General features: G+C 40.9%; 12 protein-coding genes. 8 read left to right on the top strand and 4 right to left on the bottom strand.

Annotation, left to right across the window (positions count from 1 at the left end; all coding sequences use genetic code 11):
- Window positions 1-29 precede the first annotated feature (29 nt).
- Window positions 30-2,795 carry a PD-(D/E)XK nuclease family protein gene (locus EQG61_RS01815; protein ID WP_129460174.1) on the top strand — a complete coding sequence of 922 codons (2,766 nt, stop codon included), beginning with the start codon at window positions 30-32 and terminating at the stop codon, window positions 2,793-2,795.
- Here EQG61_RS01815 and EQG61_RS01810 read toward each other — a convergent pair.
- The 3 genes from EQG61_RS01810 to EQG61_RS01800 form a co-directional block, all read right to left on the bottom strand.
- Complete coding sequence (locus EQG61_RS01810) at window positions 2,792-3,574, bottom strand: alpha/beta fold hydrolase (RefSeq protein ID WP_129460172.1); 783 nt, start codon at window positions 3,572-3,574, stop codon at window positions 2,792-2,794. The two genes, EQG61_RS01815 and EQG61_RS01810, sit on opposite strands and share 4 nt — an antisense overlap.
- 322 nt (window positions 3,575-3,896) lie before the next feature.
- Entirely contained in the window at window positions 3,897-5,192 is a 1,296-nt protein-coding gene (locus EQG61_RS01805; protein ID WP_129460170.1) for an aminopeptidase P family protein, read from the bottom strand.
- Between the two features lie 92 nt (window positions 5,193-5,284).
- Window positions 5,285-5,842, bottom strand: a complete 558-nt coding sequence (locus EQG61_RS01800) for a Crp/Fnr family transcriptional regulator (RefSeq protein ID WP_129460167.1) — start codon at window positions 5,840-5,842, stop codon at window positions 5,285-5,287.
- A gap of 64 nt (window positions 5,843-5,906) precedes the next feature.
- Here EQG61_RS01800 and EQG61_RS01795 point away from each other — a divergent pair, with 64 nt between their 5' ends.
- The 7 genes from EQG61_RS01795 to EQG61_RS01765 all read left to right on the top strand — a co-directional run bounded on the left by EQG61_RS01795 (window position 5,907) and on the right by EQG61_RS01765 (window position 15,328).
- Entirely contained in the window at window positions 5,907-6,758 is an 852-nt protein-coding gene (locus EQG61_RS01795) for a ChaN family lipoprotein (RefSeq protein WP_129460165.1), read from the top strand.
- Window positions 6,759-6,791: 33 nt separating this feature from the next.
- On the top strand, window positions 6,792-7,661 hold the full coding sequence (locus EQG61_RS01790) for a hypothetical protein (RefSeq protein ID WP_129460164.1): 870 nt from the start codon (window positions 6,792-6,794) through the stop codon (window positions 7,659-7,661).
- Window positions 7,662-7,834: 173 nt separating this feature from the next.
- Complete coding sequence (locus EQG61_RS01785; RefSeq protein WP_129460162.1) at window positions 7,835-8,749, top strand: succinate dehydrogenase cytochrome b subunit; 915 nt, start codon at window positions 7,835-7,837, stop codon at window positions 8,747-8,749.
- A 13-nt stretch (window positions 8,750-8,762) separates the two neighbouring features.
- Window positions 8,763-10,772, top strand: a complete 2,010-nt coding sequence (locus tag EQG61_RS01780; RefSeq protein ID WP_129460161.1) for a fumarate reductase/succinate dehydrogenase flavoprotein subunit — start codon at window positions 8,763-8,765, stop codon at window positions 10,770-10,772.
- Window positions 10,773-10,780: 8 nt separating this feature from the next.
- A complete protein-coding gene (locus EQG61_RS01775; RefSeq protein ID WP_129460160.1) occupies window positions 10,781-11,542 on the top strand; it encodes a succinate dehydrogenase/fumarate reductase iron-sulfur subunit in 762 nt (253 codons plus the stop codon).
- Window positions 11,543-11,771: 229 nt separating this feature from the next.
- Entirely contained in the window at window positions 11,772-14,558 is a 2,787-nt protein-coding gene (locus EQG61_RS01770) for a GH92 family glycosyl hydrolase (protein ID WP_129460159.1), read from the top strand.
- A 2-nt stretch (window positions 14,559-14,560) separates the two neighbouring features.
- Window positions 14,561-15,328: an amidohydrolase gene (locus tag EQG61_RS01765; protein WP_129460157.1), complete on the top strand. Its 768-nt coding sequence runs from the start codon at window positions 14,561-14,563 to the stop codon at window positions 15,326-15,328.
- Here EQG61_RS01765 and EQG61_RS01760 read toward each other — a convergent pair.
- The gene (locus tag EQG61_RS01760; RefSeq protein ID WP_129460156.1) at window positions 15,325-16,926 is read right to left on the bottom strand and encodes an Ig-like domain-containing protein; all 1,602 of its coding nucleotides are present in this window, start codon (window positions 16,924-16,926) and stop codon (window positions 15,325-15,327) included. The two genes, EQG61_RS01765 and EQG61_RS01760, sit on opposite strands and share 4 nt — an antisense overlap.
- Window positions 16,927-16,957 lie beyond the last annotated feature (31 nt).

The raw sequence follows: 16,957 nt of genomic DNA, 5'->3' as shown, positions 1-16,957 counted from the left end.
TTTATCGGGGCGTTTTTTATTTTTATACTATGCAAACAAAATCCTTTTTACATCAAATCGCCGCCACTATAGCGCAAGAACATGCCCATCATCTTCAAGATGTTGTCGTCGTTTTACCTAATAAACGCGCACGAATATTTTTAATAAAAGAACTGCAAAGTCAATTAAAAGGCACGCATTTCGCACCTCAAATTATCAGTATTGAGGATTTTATACAGGATATTGCGGGGATTCAAAGCATAGATAGTATTGAACAACTTTTTGAATTCTATGAGGTGTATTGTGCATTAACGCCCAACAATCCGGAGCCTTTTGATTTGTTTGCTAATTGGGCCAAAACCCTTCTCCAAGATTTTAATGAAATCGACCGGTATTTGTTGGATCCCGACAAAATATTGAAGTATCTTGAAAATATCAAAGAGATCGAACATTGGTCGGTTACCGTTGAAAAACAAACCGAACTGATCGAAAAACATTTGGCATTTTGGAAAAAATTACCCACTTACTACCATGCTTATTACCAGCATTTATTGGCTAAAAAAAGAGGCTATCAAGGGTTAATATACCGCGAAGCCAAAGAAAACCTGAATCATTTTACAAATGCATTTGGGAATGAGTTTTTCCTATTTGCCGGATTCAATGCTTTAAATCAAGCCGAGGAAGTTATCGTGCAACATTTATTAGCTTTGGATAAAGCCCAAATTTATTGGGATATTGATGCGGCATTTTTAAATGATCCACTACATGATGCCGGATTGTTTATTCGGCGTTTTCACAAAGAATGGCCGTATTACAAAACCAATCCGTTGCAATGGATTCAAAAAGAGTTTTCACAGGATAAACATATTTCGGTGATTGGTACTTCCAAATCCATTGGACAGGCGAAACTTGTGGGTTCTATTTTAGAAGAACATCTCCAAGCGCATCCCGATTCCAATTTGCAACAATGTGCCGTGGTGTTGGGAGAAGAATCGCTTTTAATGCCGTTGCTTTACAATTTACCTGCCGGAATCCCTGCTTTGAATATTACTATGGGATATTCGAGTAAAAATAACCCGGCTCAGATTTTAGTCAATAAATGGTTTAAAATGCATACCAATGCGCTATCCAGGAATGCGAATTCGTATGTGTTTTATTATAAAGAAATTGTCGATGTGCTAACCCATCCATTAATTGAGCCGTATGCTCAGGCACAGGAGTTGGTGCATCGCATTCGTTCCAATAATTTCACCTTTATTCCGCACAAACGATTGTTGGAAATGATGGAGAAGGATTCGCCTTTGTTCCACTTGTTATTTAAAAAATGGGAGGCGCAACCTCAAGAAATTTTGCAACAATTGTCGGCTATTCTACTTGAAATCAAGAGTCAACTCAATTATGAGAATACAGAGGAGAAAATTACGAATGCCTTTCTGTATTCTATTTTTAAAATAATCAACAAACTCATTACCTATTATCAAAATCATGCCGTAGACAACAGTCCGGAAACCGTCTATGCATTGTACAAACAAGTGATTGATGTGGCTGAGGTTTCGTTTGAAGGTGAACCACTCGAAGGACTTCAAATTATGGGGGTTTTGGAAAGTCGGGTGCTTGATTTTGAAACCGTAATCATTACTTCTGTAAATGAAGGAAAATTTCCTGCTGGAAAGTCGGGGAATTCCTTTATACCCTATGATGTAAAACGGGAATATGGCTTGCCAACGTTCAAGGAAAAAGACGCGATTTATACCTATCACTTTTACCATTTATTGCAACGTGCCAAAAATATTTATCTCATTTACAATGCCGATTCTGAAGGTTTGGATGCGGGTGAACGCAGTCGTTTTATTACCCAATTGGAAGTAGAACACCTTTCCAATCACCAATTGACATTTGAAATGTTTCATCCGGAAGTTCCAGAAACGGCCTATGAGCCAATGGAAATTCATAAGAATGAAACCGTAATGCAACAATTACAAGAAATTGCCACGGAAAAATACTTTTCACCTTCGGCCTTGACCAACTATATTCGCAATCCAATTCAGTTTTATTTTCAACGCTTATTGCGCATTTCTGAAGTGGAAGAAGTGGAAGAAAATATCGCCGTGAATACGTTGGGAACAATTATTCATGCTGTTTTAGAGGACTTATATACGCCTTTTATCGGACGTATTTTAACTGCACAAGACATCGATGATTGTTTTCCAAAAATTGACGATAAAGTCGCCGAGAAATTCAAAGAAGTCTACAAAGAGGGTGAGATCAAAAAAGGGCGCAATCTTCTTGCTTATGAAGTCGCCAAGCGCAACGTGTTTAATTTTTTGAAACTCGAATTGGAAACGTTAAAACAAGGCGATGAGGTGCAAATTGTCGCTTTGGAGCAGGGTTTTTTACGCACCTTAGAACACCCCAAATTGCCTTTTCCAATCAATATTGGCGGTAATGTAGACCGTATCGAACTCCGAAACGGACGTGTGCGGATTATTGATTATAAAACAGGAAAAGTAGATGCCAACTCGCTAAAATTATCCACTTGGGAGGGTTTGACGGAAGATATTAAAAACGATAAGATCATTCAGTTATTGGCCTATGCTTTTTTGTATGAAGAGCAGGCAAAAGGACAACCGATGGAAGTGGGAATTATCTCTTTTAAAAATCTAAAAGCCGGATTTTTACCGTTTACGTTTGTGGAAAACAAAGAAGGAGAAACTGCCATTACCCTAGATATCCTAAGCGCTTATTTGGAAGAGTTGGCCACGCTATTGGCGGAATTGTTCAATCCTGAAGTACCGTTTGTGGAGAAAATCAATTAAACCGTTTTTAAAAACGCCATAACCGTTTTTTCCAAGGCTTTTTGGTTTTCCAAATGGCTCATGTGCCCATCGGGGAAGGTGGTGAGTTGCACGCGCGTATTTTCGACTTGGGTGACATTGTCGTCATACGGAAGTACGCCGTCTTTTTTACCCAAAATCAATGCAATGGGATACGGGCCAAAATGCAAAAGCACTTCGCGGTCGTTCCGGATTTTCATGCCTTCCAAAGCGGCAACAATGCCTTGCAAAGGGGTTTTTAACGCTTCGAGTTTAACACTCTCGATGGTTTCGGCTAATTTTTCGCGGTTGTCTTCGCTGAATAAGTTGGCTATCGACATGCGTACAAAAGCCGTGTAGTTTTGCTTCACCGCTGCAATGGCGCGATCGCGGTTCAGTTTGCGTTCGTCACTGTCGGCGCGGGAAGTTGAATTGAGTAAGACCAATCCTTTCACATTATCAGGATAGAGTTCGGCAAACGCCAACGCCACATAGCCGCCCATAGAGTGCCCAATCAAGACCGATTTCCGGATTTTGAGTTCGTGCAACACATGATGCACCATATCGGCTTGGTCTTCCATGGTGTGTACATAGCCCAAACAATCGGTGTTGCCATGACCCAATAAATCTATCGTAATCACACGGTATTTGGTCGCCAAAACGGGAGCCAAATACTGCCACATGGTTTGGTTTTCCAAAAAACCATGCAATAACACCACCGCAGTTCCTTTGCCCGTTGCGGTGTAGTCAATGGTGATATTTTTATACTGAATCTGCGCCATAGTTGATTGCAAAAATAACGGTTATACAGCAATGGACGGACGGTGTTTATAACTTTTCATTTTTGCAAAAACATCAAATTCCTAAAATAAAACAATTCGTGACTACAGCCCCGATTGCAGCAAGCTATCCTGCCGTTCTCTTTTTTTGATTAGAAAACTAAATTTCTACGGCAGATAGCGCGTAAAGCGGGAAGATGCATGAGAAGTGCACAAAGCTTCTGCTGCATAATAAAAAAACGGCCCATAAGGCCGTCTCTTATTATTATAGCAATGATGATCTTTTCACCGCAAACAAACGGTTCACTGTGACTGCGACTGTACACTATTCCCCGTTCATCAATGATTCAATCTCTGCCGCTTCAATCGGGATGTTGCGCATTAAGTTGAACGGTGCGCCGCTCGCTTGGATGACTACATCGTCTTCTAAACGAATTCCGAAACCTTCAGCGGGGATGTAAATTCCGGGTTCGACCGTAAATACCATATTCGGTTGCATCGGCTCGTACAACAAACCGTAGTCGTGGGTGTCTAAGCCCAAATGGTGTGAAGTGCCGTGCATAAAATACTTTTTGTACGCAGGCCATGCGGGATCTTCGTTTTGTACATCGGCTTTGTCCAACAAGCCCAAGCCGAGCAATTCGGAGGTCATAATTTTACCCACTTCCACATGGTATTCTTTCCAAAGCGTGCCGGGAACCAACAGTTGGGTCGCTTCGTTTTTCACCTTCAAAACCGCATTGTACACCGCGCGTTGGCGATCGGTGAAACGACCTGAAACGGGAATCGTGCGACTCAAATCGCTGGAATAATTGGCGTATTCGGCACCCACATCCAAAAGCAATAAATCGCCGGCCTTACATTCTTGGTTGTTTTCGATGTAATGCAACACGTTGGCATTGGCACCACTCGCAATAATTGGGGTATAGGCAAAACCTTTGGAACGGTTACGCAAGAATTCGTGGGCAAATTCGGCTTCGATTTCATATTCCATCACGCCGGGTTTTACGAAGTTCAAGATGCGACGGAATCCTTTTTCGGTAATGTCGCAAGCCATTTGCATCAAGGCCAATTCTTGGTTTTCTTTTACCGAACGCAGGCGCTGTAAAATCGGGTTGGATTTCTCGACTTTGTGTGCGGGATAGGTTTCTTTCCACCATTTGATGAAACGATCTTCGCGGGTTTGAGTCTCCACGGCCGAACGGTAATGTTCGTTGGTGTTGATGTACATCGTATCGGCGTAGGTCATCACTTCTTTTAACGTTTTTTGGAAATCTTGCAACCAAACAATATTGCGGATTCCTGAAACTTCGAAAGCGCGTTCTTTGGTTAGTTTTTCTCCTTCCCAAATGGCGATATGTTCGTTGGTTTCGCGTAAAAACAAGATTTCACGTAAATGTGCATAAGGCGCATCGGGGAATAACAACAAGATACTTTCCTCTTGATCGGCACCCGATAAATAAAAGATGTCGCGGTGTTGGGCAAAAGGCAATGTGCTGTCGGCCGATACCGGATAAATATCGTTGGAGTTGAAAATGGCAACACTATTGGGTTTCATTTGTGCCGTAAACTTCGCGCGGTTGGCGATAAACAGCTCGCGGTCGATAGCATGGTATTTCATATTCTTTGAGTTGAAGATTTTTTAATTTGAAAATTTGAAAATGATTTACCAAAATTAAAGATAAGTCAGCTGCAATAAGTAGCCATTTGGCATTATTTTATGTTTTTCCGAATGCGGCTCATGTGGCGGTTGGAAATTCCGAGAAACGAAGCGAGATAATGTAAGGGCACTTGCTGAATCAATACGGCATCGTTTTGCAACAATTTCAAATACCGCTCTTCGGGGGAAAGTGTCAGTAAGTCAATACGGTATTCGTCAATCAAGCAGATTTGGCGTTCGATCAATTGAAAATAAAAATCATGAAACGGCGGATGGTTGGCGATTAAATCCTGAAAAGTCGGCAAGTCGATGACCCACAAACGGCAATCGGAAAGCGCTTTAATGTGTTTGCGCGAAGGCAATTGATGTAAAAAGCTGTGTAAGGAAACCGTAAACGTATGACGCAGGGACAAATAGGTCGTTTTTTCTTCGCCATTCACGTCGATAGCATGTTGGAGAAGGCCACTTTCTATAAAACAGAAATAGGGGCAAACTTGGTTTTCGCGTACGAGGAATTCATTTTTGGGAAGTTCCAGTAGCGTAAAGCGGTGCTGCGAGATTTCGAGCACGTCGGTGAGCTGACTTTGGGTGACTTTCAAATGGGAATTCATGGTTCAATATTAGGCAATTTTTGGAAATGAATTGAAAAGTGTATTTTTAGAAAAAAATAAATCCATGAAAAAGGCAATCCTTTCTTTACTTATACTTTTTGGTGTTTCGTTGCATGCACAAGAAAAATTGGCCTATCAGTTGTTTGATAAAAACGGCAAAAAAGTGACATATAAAAAGATGTTGAAAGCAGCATTAGATACTGAAGTTGTATTGTTTGGCGAATACCACAACAATGCGATTAGCCATTGGTTGGAATTGGAACTCACTAAAGACATGGCGGCTGAAAAGAAAATTGTCATGGGTGCTGAAATGTTTGAAGCCGACAACCAAAAGGCGGTGAATCGGTATTTGGCGGATAGTATTACCCAAAAAAAATTGGACAGCACGGCGCGTTTGTGGCCCAATTACAAAACCGATTACAAGCCGTTGTTGGATTTTGCGAAAGAACAAAAAATCAAATTTGTGGCCACCAACATTCCGAGACGGTATGCATCGATGGTGTCCAAAAAAGGATTTGAAGTATTGGAAACATTGACTGCTGAAGAAAAATCGTGGATGGCGCCTTTGCCCATGCCCTATGATGCTCAATTGCCTGGTTATGTTGAAATGATGAAAATGATGGGGGAGCACACGAGTCCGAACATGCCCAAAGCCCAAGCCACCAAGGATGCGACAATGGGGTATTTTATTGTGCAAAATTTAGAGCCTAATGCTGTATTTGTGCATTATAACGGCACCTATCATTCTGATAATTTTGACGGCATCAATTGGTATTTAAAAACGTATAAACCGGGAGTGAAAATTATGACGATTGCCACGGTGGAGCAACAGGATTTGGATCAATTGGAAGCAGAACATTACAATAAAGCCGACTTTATTCTCGTTATTGATGAAGATGTAACAAAGACCTACTAGGTTCGTCTTCATTCATAACCTAATCCAAAACAAATGAAGAAATTCATTGCTATCGTCGTGGCAATTGTTGCTTTTGTTCCTTTTTATTCTTGTGACAAAGAGGAAACGTCGACGGAACATTATTTGATTTTAAAATTCAAGTTTGATCCTACACAAGCGCGATTGAATAATTTAGGGCAGCCCACAGCCGTTCCGGTGGGTCATGCAGCACAATCACCTGTTTTTAATACTATTTCTTCCCATTATGTAGAAATGGCGCCCAATGCCAACACTCAATTGGGGCAAGGCACGGTTTTATATCATGCGCCCGAAACCACAGCGGGAGGCACTACAGCCATCGATTTCAGTCAGGCGAAAATTGTAGCCCAAGACGAAGTGTTTTTGAAAATTCCGTTAAAACAAGTCACGGCGGGTACCTATCAATGGATGCGTGTTTCGTTATCGTATCAAAATTACGGGATAACCGTTCGTCACTCAGGCGCCGATTATCAAGGAACTTTGGCAAGTTTTGTAGGTTTTAATACGTATATCACCAATCATTCCATTGGCAATACTTTTTTTACGGTGAATGGTAACCGATCCCAAGGCTATTGGGCTTTTGCGTTAAATGATTTTCCGTATTCGAGTTCGGGACAAGCTCCAGCTGGTGCAACAACAGTGCCTAATCCTTTAGCCGCTACTTCGCCGATTCCTGCAGGTTCATGTGTAGTCACAGGGCAGTTTGCGGTGCCTTTGCAAATTTCAGGAAATGAATCCAAAGATGTAGTGGTAACGCTGTCACTTTCGACGAATCATAGCTTCGAATGGATCGATTCTACCCCGGATGGAAAATACGAACCTTCAGCGGGAGAGACGGTTGTAGACATGGGATTACGCGGATTGCTTCCGACCTATGTAAAATAATCCCATATTTTTTTCATAATTCCTATTTTTTACTGCTATAAACAGTTGATTTTCAATCGCCGTTAAACGCTTTTTAAATTCATTATAAATAAGCACGAAAAGGTTGTAGTTAAGTGTAAGAAGCCTTATTTTTGTTTGATTTTTTTAAAAACTGTTACAATCAACTACAAATTATGGCAAAATCTGCACTTTTAAAGTCGTCCATTGCAAAGAAATACTGGATGGCTCTTACGGGTTTATTTTTATGCTTGTTTTTGACAGGTCACTTGTTAGGAAATCTTCAATTGATTTTCAGCGATGCGAAGCACTTCAATGAATATGCTTTGTTTATGACGTCAAATCCTGCTGTAAAAATTCTTTCTTATTTAACGTACATTTCCATTCTTTTCCACGCGATCGACGGATTGATGTTGGCAGCTCAAAACAAAGCGGCTCGTCCGGTGGGTTATGCAAAAACCAATCCTTCGGCCAACAGTTCTTTTGCTTCGCGCAACATGGCTGTTTTAGGAACGGTAATTTTGATTTTTATCGTAACGCACATGGTTAATTTTTGGGCAAAAATGCATTTTGATAAAAACATGCCTTTAGCGCAACAAGAAAGCATGCAAATGCCAGGTCAGATGGAATTTATTGGAGTGCCCGGAAGTCGTGTTCCTTCTATTCCAGCTCAAGGCAAATCACTACATGAAATTGTAGATGAAGTGAATAAGCAAGCGATGGCTCAAGCGCAAGCAATGGGTGAGAAAAACCTTGAGAAAGCGAAAAAGTTTGAAGTTGAAGGTTCGGATGCAATCAAAGATTTGAAAAAAGGAGAAATTATATTTAAAGGATATAAAGACCTTTACAAAATCACGATTGATTTCTTTAAGCAACCGAAATACGGTTTGTTGTTTACGTTGTTGTATGCTGCTTCCATGATTGTGTTGGCTTTCCATTTATTACATGGATTCCAAAGTGCTTTCCAATCGTTAGGAGTGACGAGTAGAAAAATCACGCCAGCAATCAAATTCTTCGGGACTGCGTTTGCAATTGTGGTTCCTGCTTTGTTCGCAGCAATTCCAGTTTACATTCACTTTTTCTTAAAATAATCAACATCGCGATATGAAGTTAGATTCGAAAATACCGGAAGGTCACATTTCAGAGAAGTGGACCAATCACAAGAATAATTTAAAATTAGTGGCTCCCAATAACCGTCCAAAAATTGACATTATTGTGGTAGGTACAGGTTTGGCTGGAGCAGCGGCAGCGGCTTCTTTAGGGGAAATGGGCTATAATGTAAAAGCCTTTTGTTTCCAAGATTCACCACGTCGTGCTCACTCGATTGCGGCACAAGGAGGGATCAATGCAGCAAAAAATTATCAAAACGATGGGGATTCAACCTACCGTTTATTTTATGATACAATTAAAGGAGGAGACTACCGTGCACGTGAAGCAAACGTTCACCGTTTAGCAGAAGTTTCTGGAAATATTATTGACCAATGTGTGGCGCAAGGTGTTCCTTTCGCTCGAGAATACGGCGGGATGTTGGACAACCGTTCTTTTGGTGGAACGCAAGTACAACGTACTTTCTATGCAGCTGGTCAAACCGGGCAACAGTTGTTGTTAGGGGCCTATTCGGCATTATCACGCCAAATCGGTTTAGGACGTGTACAAATGTTCAACCGTCACGAAATGTTGGATTTGGTAAAAGTGGATGGTAAAGCACGCGGAATCATCGCACGTAACTTAGTTACAGGTGAAATCGAGCGCCATTCAGCACATGCTGTGATTATTGCTTCGGGAGGTTACGGAAACGTATATTTCTTGTCAACCAATGCAATGGGAAGTAACGTAACGGCTGCATGGAAAATTCACCGTCAAGGGGCTTTGTTTGCCAATCCATGTTTCGTTCAAATTCACCCAACATGTATTCCAGTTCATGGAACTAATCAATCGAAATTGACTTTGATGTCGGAGTCGCTTCGTAACTCAGGTCGTATTTGGGTACCTAAGAAAAAAGAAGATGCAGAAGCAATTCGTGCGGGCAAATTAAAACCAACACAAATCGCTGAAGAAGATAGAGATTATTTCTTGGAGCGTAGATATCCTGCGTTTGGTAACTTAGTGCCTCGTGACGTAGCTTCACGTGCAGCAAAAGAGCGTTGTGATGCCGGTTTTGGTATTGAAGCAAATGACACCAACGAAGGAGTATATTTGGATTTCTCTACCGAAATTCAAAACAAAGGAAAACAAGCGGCGTATGCTGCGGGTAACCACAATCCTTCTGCTGAAGAAATTACTCGTTTAGGTAAAAAATGGTTAGAAGAAAAGTACGGTAACTTGTTTACCATGTACCAAAAAATTACCGACGAAAATCCATACGAAACCCCAATGAAAATTTATCCAGCGGTTCACTATACCATGGGAGGTGTTTGGGTGGATTATAACTTACAATCAACAATTCCAGGTTGTTTCGTGGCAGGTGAAGCCAATTTCTCGGATCACGGTGCTAACCGTTTAGGAGCTTCGGCTTTGATGCAAGGATTAGCCGATGGTTATTTCGTATTGCCGTATACCGTTTCTAATTATTTAGCTGACGATATCCGTACAGGTAAAATCTCGACAAGTTCACCTGAATTTGACGAAGCCGAAAAACGCGTAAAAGATCAAATCAATAACTTCTTAAGTAACAATGGTTCTAAATCAGTGGATCACTTCCACAAGCGTTTAGGTTTGATCATGTGGAATAAAGTAGGGATGGGCCGTAACGCAGAAGGTTTGAAAGAAGCCGTAAGTGAAATTGCCGCTTTACGTGAAGAATTCTACAAAGAGGTTTATGTTCCAGGAAGTGCTGATGAATTGAATCCTGAGTTGGAAAAAGCACTTCGTGTAGCTGATTTCATCGAATTGGGTCAGTTAATGGCCATGGATGCCTTGCAGCGTAATGAATCATGTGGAGGTCACTTCCGTGAAGAATACCAAGATGCTGAGGGAGAAACCTTACGTGATGATGCCAATTTCTCATTCGTAGGCGCTTGGGAATACAAAGGTGACGACATCAGCAAAGAAGAACTTCATAAAGAAGAGCTGAAATACGAGTTTATTAAAATTGCAGCTAGAAACTATAAATAATCGGAGACATGGCTTCTAAAAAGAACATCAACATAAATTTGAAAATTTGGCGTCAGAAAAATGGCAAAGCCAAAGGTCAATTGGTAGATTACAAATTAGATAACGTATCTACCGATAGCTCATTCTTGGAAATGTTAGACCAATTGAATGAGCAATTAGTATCACAAAAACAAGAACCAATCGCGTTCGATCACGACTGTCGTGAAGGGATCTGCGGGATGTGTTCGTTGTACATCAACGGACGCGCTCACGGGCCAGATACCGGTATCACTACGTGTCAGTTGCACATGCGTATGTTCAAAGATGGCGACACCATTTATGTGGAGCCTTGGAGAAGTCGCGCGTTCCCCATCATCAAAGACTTGGTGGTTGACCGCAGTTCATTTGACCGTATACAACAAGCTGGAGGATTCGTATCGGTAAATACTTCGGGTCGTACAATCGACGCTAATGCGATTCCAGTTCCAAAAGACGATGCAGATAAAGCATTTGAAGCGGCAGCTTGTATCGGTTGTGGAGCTTGTGTGGCTACTTGTAAAAACGGATCTGCGATGTTATTCGTGGGTGCAAAAGTTTCTCAATATGCCTTGTTACCTCAAGGTAAAGTAGAAGCTACACAACGTGTGTTAAACATGGTACGCCAAATGGACGAAGAAGGATTCGGAAATTGTACCAATACCGGTGCTTGTGAAATTGAATGTCCAAAAGGAATTTCTTTGGAAAATATCGCTCGCATGAACCGCGAATACTTAAAAGCAAGTATCAAATAAACCCAACCCTAAAAGGTTAATTCATAGAAAGCACTTCTTCGGAGGTGCTTTTTTTATTAGAGCGAGCCCCGTCACGTTTTTGGCTAAAAAATTGGAATTTTTAGAATTCGGGGCCGGGCTATCCGCCGTGCACGGCACTTGGTTGCTACTTGCCTGCCGATAGGTAGGTCCCTCTCGCAATCCCTGCACAAAAAAACGTATATTTGAAAACAACAAACCAACGACACGAATGAAATCCCTTAGTACACTCTTACTTTTCGGTTGGGCGCTAACCCTTCCCGCTCAAAATTTATCACAATATGTCAATCCTATGATTGGAACCGATGGTCATGGGCATACTTTTCCGGGGGCAACCTTGCCTTATGGGATGGTCCAACTTTCGCCGGACACCCGTATTGACGGGAGTTGGGACGGTTGTTCGGGATACCATTATTCCGATAATACGATATACGGATTTTCACATACTCACTTAAACGGAACCGGTTGCACTGATTACGGAGACATCATGGTAATGCCTGTGATGGGTGAGGTTTCATTTGACCCAAAAAATTACTGTTCCACTTTTAATCATTCCACCGAAAAAGCCAAAGCCGGCTTCTATCAAGTGCGTTTAGAAAAACACCAAATTGACGTTCGCTTAACAGCTTCTACGCGTGTTGGATTCCATGAATATACATTCTCAAAGTCAGGAATGGCAAGCCTTATCATCGATTTGAATCATAGAGACAAATTACTATATGGTGATATTCGAGTGATTGATACAAGAACCATCGAAATTTTACGCCGCAGTGAAGCTTGGGCCAAAGATCAGTATGTCTATGCAAGAATTGAATTTGATGCGCCCATGACCGTTTCAAAAGCCATAGGAAACAAAGACAACAAAAATGGTTTTTATTCTGGAACCGAAGTCAAAATTGCAATGAGTAAAAAAGTAAACGCGGGGGATAAAATCAAAGTCAAAGTGACGCTGTCTCCCACTTCGTATGAAGGCGCTTTTTTAAACAGTAGTGAAATAACCGATTGGGATTTTGATAAAGCTGTACGACAAGCCGAAAGTGCTTGGAATGTAGAATTGTCCAAAATTCAAATTTCCGTTCCAGATAACGACAAAAAAGCCATCTTTTATACAGCATTATACCACACCATGATGCAGCCGAATGTCGCCCAAGATCGCAATGGCAATTACCGCGGTCGGGATAACCAAATTCACAAAGCAGAAGGGTTTACCTATTACTCGGTTTTTTCTTTATGGGATACGTTTCGTGCGGCGCATCCGCTGTATACGTTGATCGATAAAAAACGCACCGCGGATTACATCAATACCTTTTTGAAACAATACGAGCAAGGCGGTCGTCTGCCTGTATGGGAATTGGCTTCCAATGAAACCGATTGCATGATTGGCTACCATTCGGTTTCGGTAATTGCAGATGCCATGGTGAAAGGAATCAAAGGATTTGACTACGAAAAAGCTTTTGAAGCCTCAAAACATTCGGCGATGTTGGATCATCTCGGGTTAGAAGCCTATAAACGACAAGGATTTATTTCGATGGATGACGAGCATGAGAGTGTTTCCAAAACACTGGAATATGCTTACGACGATTGGTGTATTGCGCAAATGGCCAAAATCCTCGGTAAAACAGACGATTATAAGTATTTCATGCAACGTTCCCAATCGTGGAAAAATGTGTTTGATTGGAATGTGAAATTTATGCGACCCAAGAAAAATGGCGGCTGGGACAAACCTTTTGATGCGCGCGAAATCAATAATAATTTTACAGAAGGCAACAGTTGGCAATATTCGTTCTTTGTACCACAAGATATACCCGGCATGATTGAAGCCTATGGTGGCGCGGCTCAATTTGAAGCCAAGTTGGACGAAATGTTCAACAGCGAAAGCAAAACTACGGGTCGGGAACAAGCTGATGTGACGGGATTAATTGGCCAATATGCGCACGGAAACGAACCCAGTCATCACATGACCTATTTGTACAGTTATGTTGGGAAACCAGAAAAAACGAGAGAAAAAGTACATTTTATACTCAATAATTTTTACAAAAATTCGCCCGACGGTTTGATTGGTAATGAAGATTGCGGCCAAATGAGCGCTTGGTATGTGTTAAGTGCGATTGGATTTTATAATGTAACTCCAGGAAGCGGCACTTGGTCCCGTGTAACGCCCTATTTCAACGATGTAAAAATGAAGTTTGAAAATGGAGAAGATTTGGTGATTACTCCCAAAGGGTTGGTGGGTTATACCAAAGAATTGGCTAAAGAACCCACAATGAATCCGTTATCAACGGAAATGATTATTCCTGTGCCAGTCATTGATGCGCCTGGAAAAGCGTTTAAGGAGTATGTTTCAGTTGCCATTCGTTCCAATTCTCAGGACAAATTAGAATATTATTTCAACGAAGACGATACACAACCGGTTTGGAAAGAATACCGTGCGCCCCTTACTTTGGATGCTACCACAACGATTGTGGCTCGTACCAATAAAATGGGGTATAAAAGTGGAGAAGTAACCGCAACCTTTTATAAAAAACCCAACGATTATACGATTTCTATTGCCTCGAAATACAATCCGCAATACCATGCTGGTGGTCCTGACGGTTTGTTGGATGGTATCCACGGAACGACCAATTGGCGTAAAGGTGATTGGCAAGGATATCAAGCACAAGATTTTGAGGCTACCGTAGATTTACAATCGGTAAAAAATGTTTCAAGGTTTAAAGCCTTTTGTTTACAAGATACCCGCTCCTGGATTGTCATGCCAACGAAAGTGGAATATTACAGTTCGAATGATGGAGTCAATTTTACTTTAATTGGAACAGTGACCAATACGATTGATCCCAAAAAAGATGAAAATACAATTCAAGATTTTGCTTTGAAACTTACTGAAGGAGTGCCAGCCCGATACCTTAAAGTGAAAGCCTATAATTTTGGCAAACTTCCCGATTGGCATATCGGTGCGGGCGGTGATGCGTTTATTTTTATTGACGAAATCGAAATTAAATAGTCATGAAAATTGCAATAGTTCAAACGTCCTTGGTTTGGGAAAATCCTAGTGATAATCGGACATTGTTGGAAGAAAAACTAAGTGCTATTTCGCCAAATACCGATTTAATTGTATTGCCCGAAATGTTTACTACAGGCTTTACCATGCAACCCCAACATTGTGCCGAAACCATGGAAGGTTCAACAGTAGAATGGATGCAACGTTGGGCACAAAAGTGCGAAGCAGCAGTAGTAGGAAGTGTCGTGATTAAAGAAAACGGCAACTATTACAATCGTTTGCTATTTGTGCATCCTGAGGGTAAAATAGAAGTTTACGACAAAAGACACCGGTTTACATTGGCAGGAGAAGATCAAGTATATACTGCAGGTAAAAAGCGATTAATTGTTGATTATAGGGGTTGGAAAATTTGTCCTCTGATTTGTTATGATCTTCGATTCCCAGTGTTCTCTCGCAACACTGAAAATTATGACATATCGCTATATGTGGCTAATTGGCCCGCGCCGCGAATTCAGGCTTGGGATGTTTTATTACGCGCTAGAGCGGTTGAAAATATGTGTTACACTATTGGTGTCAACCGAGTAGGAACAGATGGAAATAATCATCCGTACGTTGGCCATTCACAAGCAATTGATTGTTTTGGGAACTATTTGTTAGCGCCCCAAACCGCAGAAGCTATTTTTTATGTAGAATTAGACAAAACCCTTTTAGAAGAAAATCGAAAGCGATTTGCCTTCCTTTCGGATCAAGATACATTTACGATTATTGATTAATCACCAACGTCAATGGTTTGCTCCACGTCCCAGTTGGAACGCACATCGATTTCTACGGGGTGGTATTTGACTTCCTCACTTTGTCGGTGTTCTAAAAAGTTACCAGGCGTCCATAAACCGTCTTTGTCATCATCATAAATGACACGAATGAAAAATTTGCTAGGTTGAATCAAATCAAAAGAAACAGTTTTTGAATTATCGCTATATGCCGATGCTTTAACTTTGCCCTGAGCGTCCGTCAATTGTACGATTACAGGAAATCGCTTAATACGCTCCATGTTAATTTTTAAGTTCCCATATTCGCTCACATCAAGCGTGTTTGTGGTGTATTTTAGGGTGTCATTTTTATTGCCCAAAAAGTCAGTTAATGCTCCGGGCAACATTTGGAGTTGGTATTTTTGGTTGGGTTCTTTTTCAAAAAACAAATGAAGCTCTTTTTTGAATGAATCATAATTGGTCTTGTACGGAACAGCTGATGAATCTCTTTTTCGGAGTTGTATTTTATTCGAATCCCATGCCGTCAATGGAATAGATGATACAATTCGAAGTGTATCCCTAAAATTCAATGTTCCTTTAGGTTCTAGGCTTAAGGATAGACTATCTTTTTTGAAATCCCTTACCTTAAAGCCAAAGGTTTTAGCGTATTTATTCGCTTTCATTTCCAAGGTTAACGAATCCCCTTTGGTTGCTTTAAACCAAACTTCGGCCGAGTCTTTTCCTACGACTCGCGTTAATTGAAACGGAATTTTCTCATTGTTTTTAGTGAGTTGCAGTTCTGCTTTTTCAACAGATCCTTGATAACCAACAAGAACACGACTGGATTTGATGTGCGATGTGGTAACTGCTTTAAATGATTTTTTCTCATTAAAAAGTTCCAATTCGTAAAGGGTGTCGTTCGGTAAAGTGATATAATCTTTTTGAAAAGCGATTTTTTCTGATTTAGGATCGTATTTGTTGTTTTTATTGACGTCTTTAATGGCAATCAAACGGTATTTTCCTGGTTTTAAATTTTCCAACACCACCGCTTTTAAACTGTCCAGAGTATTGATTACATATTGGGGTTGTTTTTTGTAAACAATCGAATCATTGTAAGTCGCATTGACTTCATACAACATTACTGACACAAAGTTGTCCGTTTTCCGTTCCAAAGCATCTTTGATTTTCACTCCCAATTTCAACGAATCAATCGTAGGCCCCGTAGACATTACATATTTGAACTGCGAAAACGGATTACCTTCATTGTTGTCTTGAATACTTTGCCCAAAGTTAAAACTGTACGTCGTATTCGGCTTTAAGGTGTCTTTTATTCGAATCGTAAGGGTTTTACTTGCCGTTTGTGGAAATATTTCAGGCGCGCTATTCATGGGAGGGGACACCACCAATTGTTTTTGTAAATCTTTCAATTTAATATATTCGTTAAATTGAAGTTTGATTTCACTTCCGGTAAAATTCGTGCTTAAATTTTTGGGATAGCTAAAAAGTAACTGCGGAGCAATCGTGTCTTTGGGGCCGCCTGAAATCGTTCCTCTTCGCGCACAAGAAGGCAGGCAAAGAAGCACAATGACAAGGGGTATCAGAAATAAAGCCTTTTTAAGCATGTTTTTTGATTTACTCCGCAAAGTAACAATT

Origin of the sequence: Flavobacterium stagni (assembly GCF_004122105.1) — a bacterium.
Taxonomy (GTDB): Bacteria; Bacteroidota; Bacteroidia; order Flavobacteriales; family Flavobacteriaceae; genus Flavobacterium; species Flavobacterium stagni.
This window is presented reverse-complemented; position numbering and strand designations above follow the sequence as displayed.

What these genes read in the sequence shown, in the direction of transcription:
- EQG61_RS01815 (WP_129460174.1), top strand. Translation starts at nt 30, where the DNA reads ATGCAAACAAAATCCTTTTTACATCAAATCGCCGCCACTATAGCGCAA.
- EQG61_RS01810 (WP_129460172.1), bottom strand. Translation starts at nt 3,574, where the DNA reads ATGGCGCAGATTCAGTATAAAAATATCACCATTGACTACACCGCAACG.
- EQG61_RS01805 (WP_129460170.1), bottom strand. Translation starts at nt 5,192, where the DNA reads ATGAAATACCATGCTATCGACCGCGAGCTGTTTATCGCCAACCGCGCG.
- EQG61_RS01800 (WP_129460167.1), bottom strand. Translation starts at nt 5,842, where the DNA reads ATGAATTCCCATTTGAAAGTCACCCAAAGTCAGCTCACCGACGTGCTC.
- EQG61_RS01795 (WP_129460165.1), top strand. Translation starts at nt 5,907, where the DNA reads ATGAAAAAGGCAATCCTTTCTTTACTTATACTTTTTGGTGTTTCGTTG.
- EQG61_RS01790 (WP_129460164.1), top strand. Translation starts at nt 6,792, where the DNA reads ATGAAGAAATTCATTGCTATCGTCGTGGCAATTGTTGCTTTTGTTCCT.
- EQG61_RS01785 (WP_129460162.1), top strand. Translation starts at nt 7,835, where the DNA reads ATGGCAAAATCTGCACTTTTAAAGTCGTCCATTGCAAAGAAATACTGG.
- EQG61_RS01780 (WP_129460161.1), top strand. Translation starts at nt 8,763, where the DNA reads ATGAAGTTAGATTCGAAAATACCGGAAGGTCACATTTCAGAGAAGTGG.
- EQG61_RS01775 (WP_129460160.1), top strand. Translation starts at nt 10,781, where the DNA reads ATGGCTTCTAAAAAGAACATCAACATAAATTTGAAAATTTGGCGTCAG.
- EQG61_RS01770 (WP_129460159.1), top strand. Translation starts at nt 11,772, where the DNA reads ATGAAATCCCTTAGTACACTCTTACTTTTCGGTTGGGCGCTAACCCTT.
- EQG61_RS01765 (WP_129460157.1), top strand. Translation starts at nt 14,561, where the DNA reads ATGAAAATTGCAATAGTTCAAACGTCCTTGGTTTGGGAAAATCCTAGT.
- EQG61_RS01760 (WP_129460156.1), bottom strand. Translation starts at nt 16,926, where the DNA reads ATGCTTAAAAAGGCTTTATTTCTGATACCCCTTGTCATTGTGCTTCTT.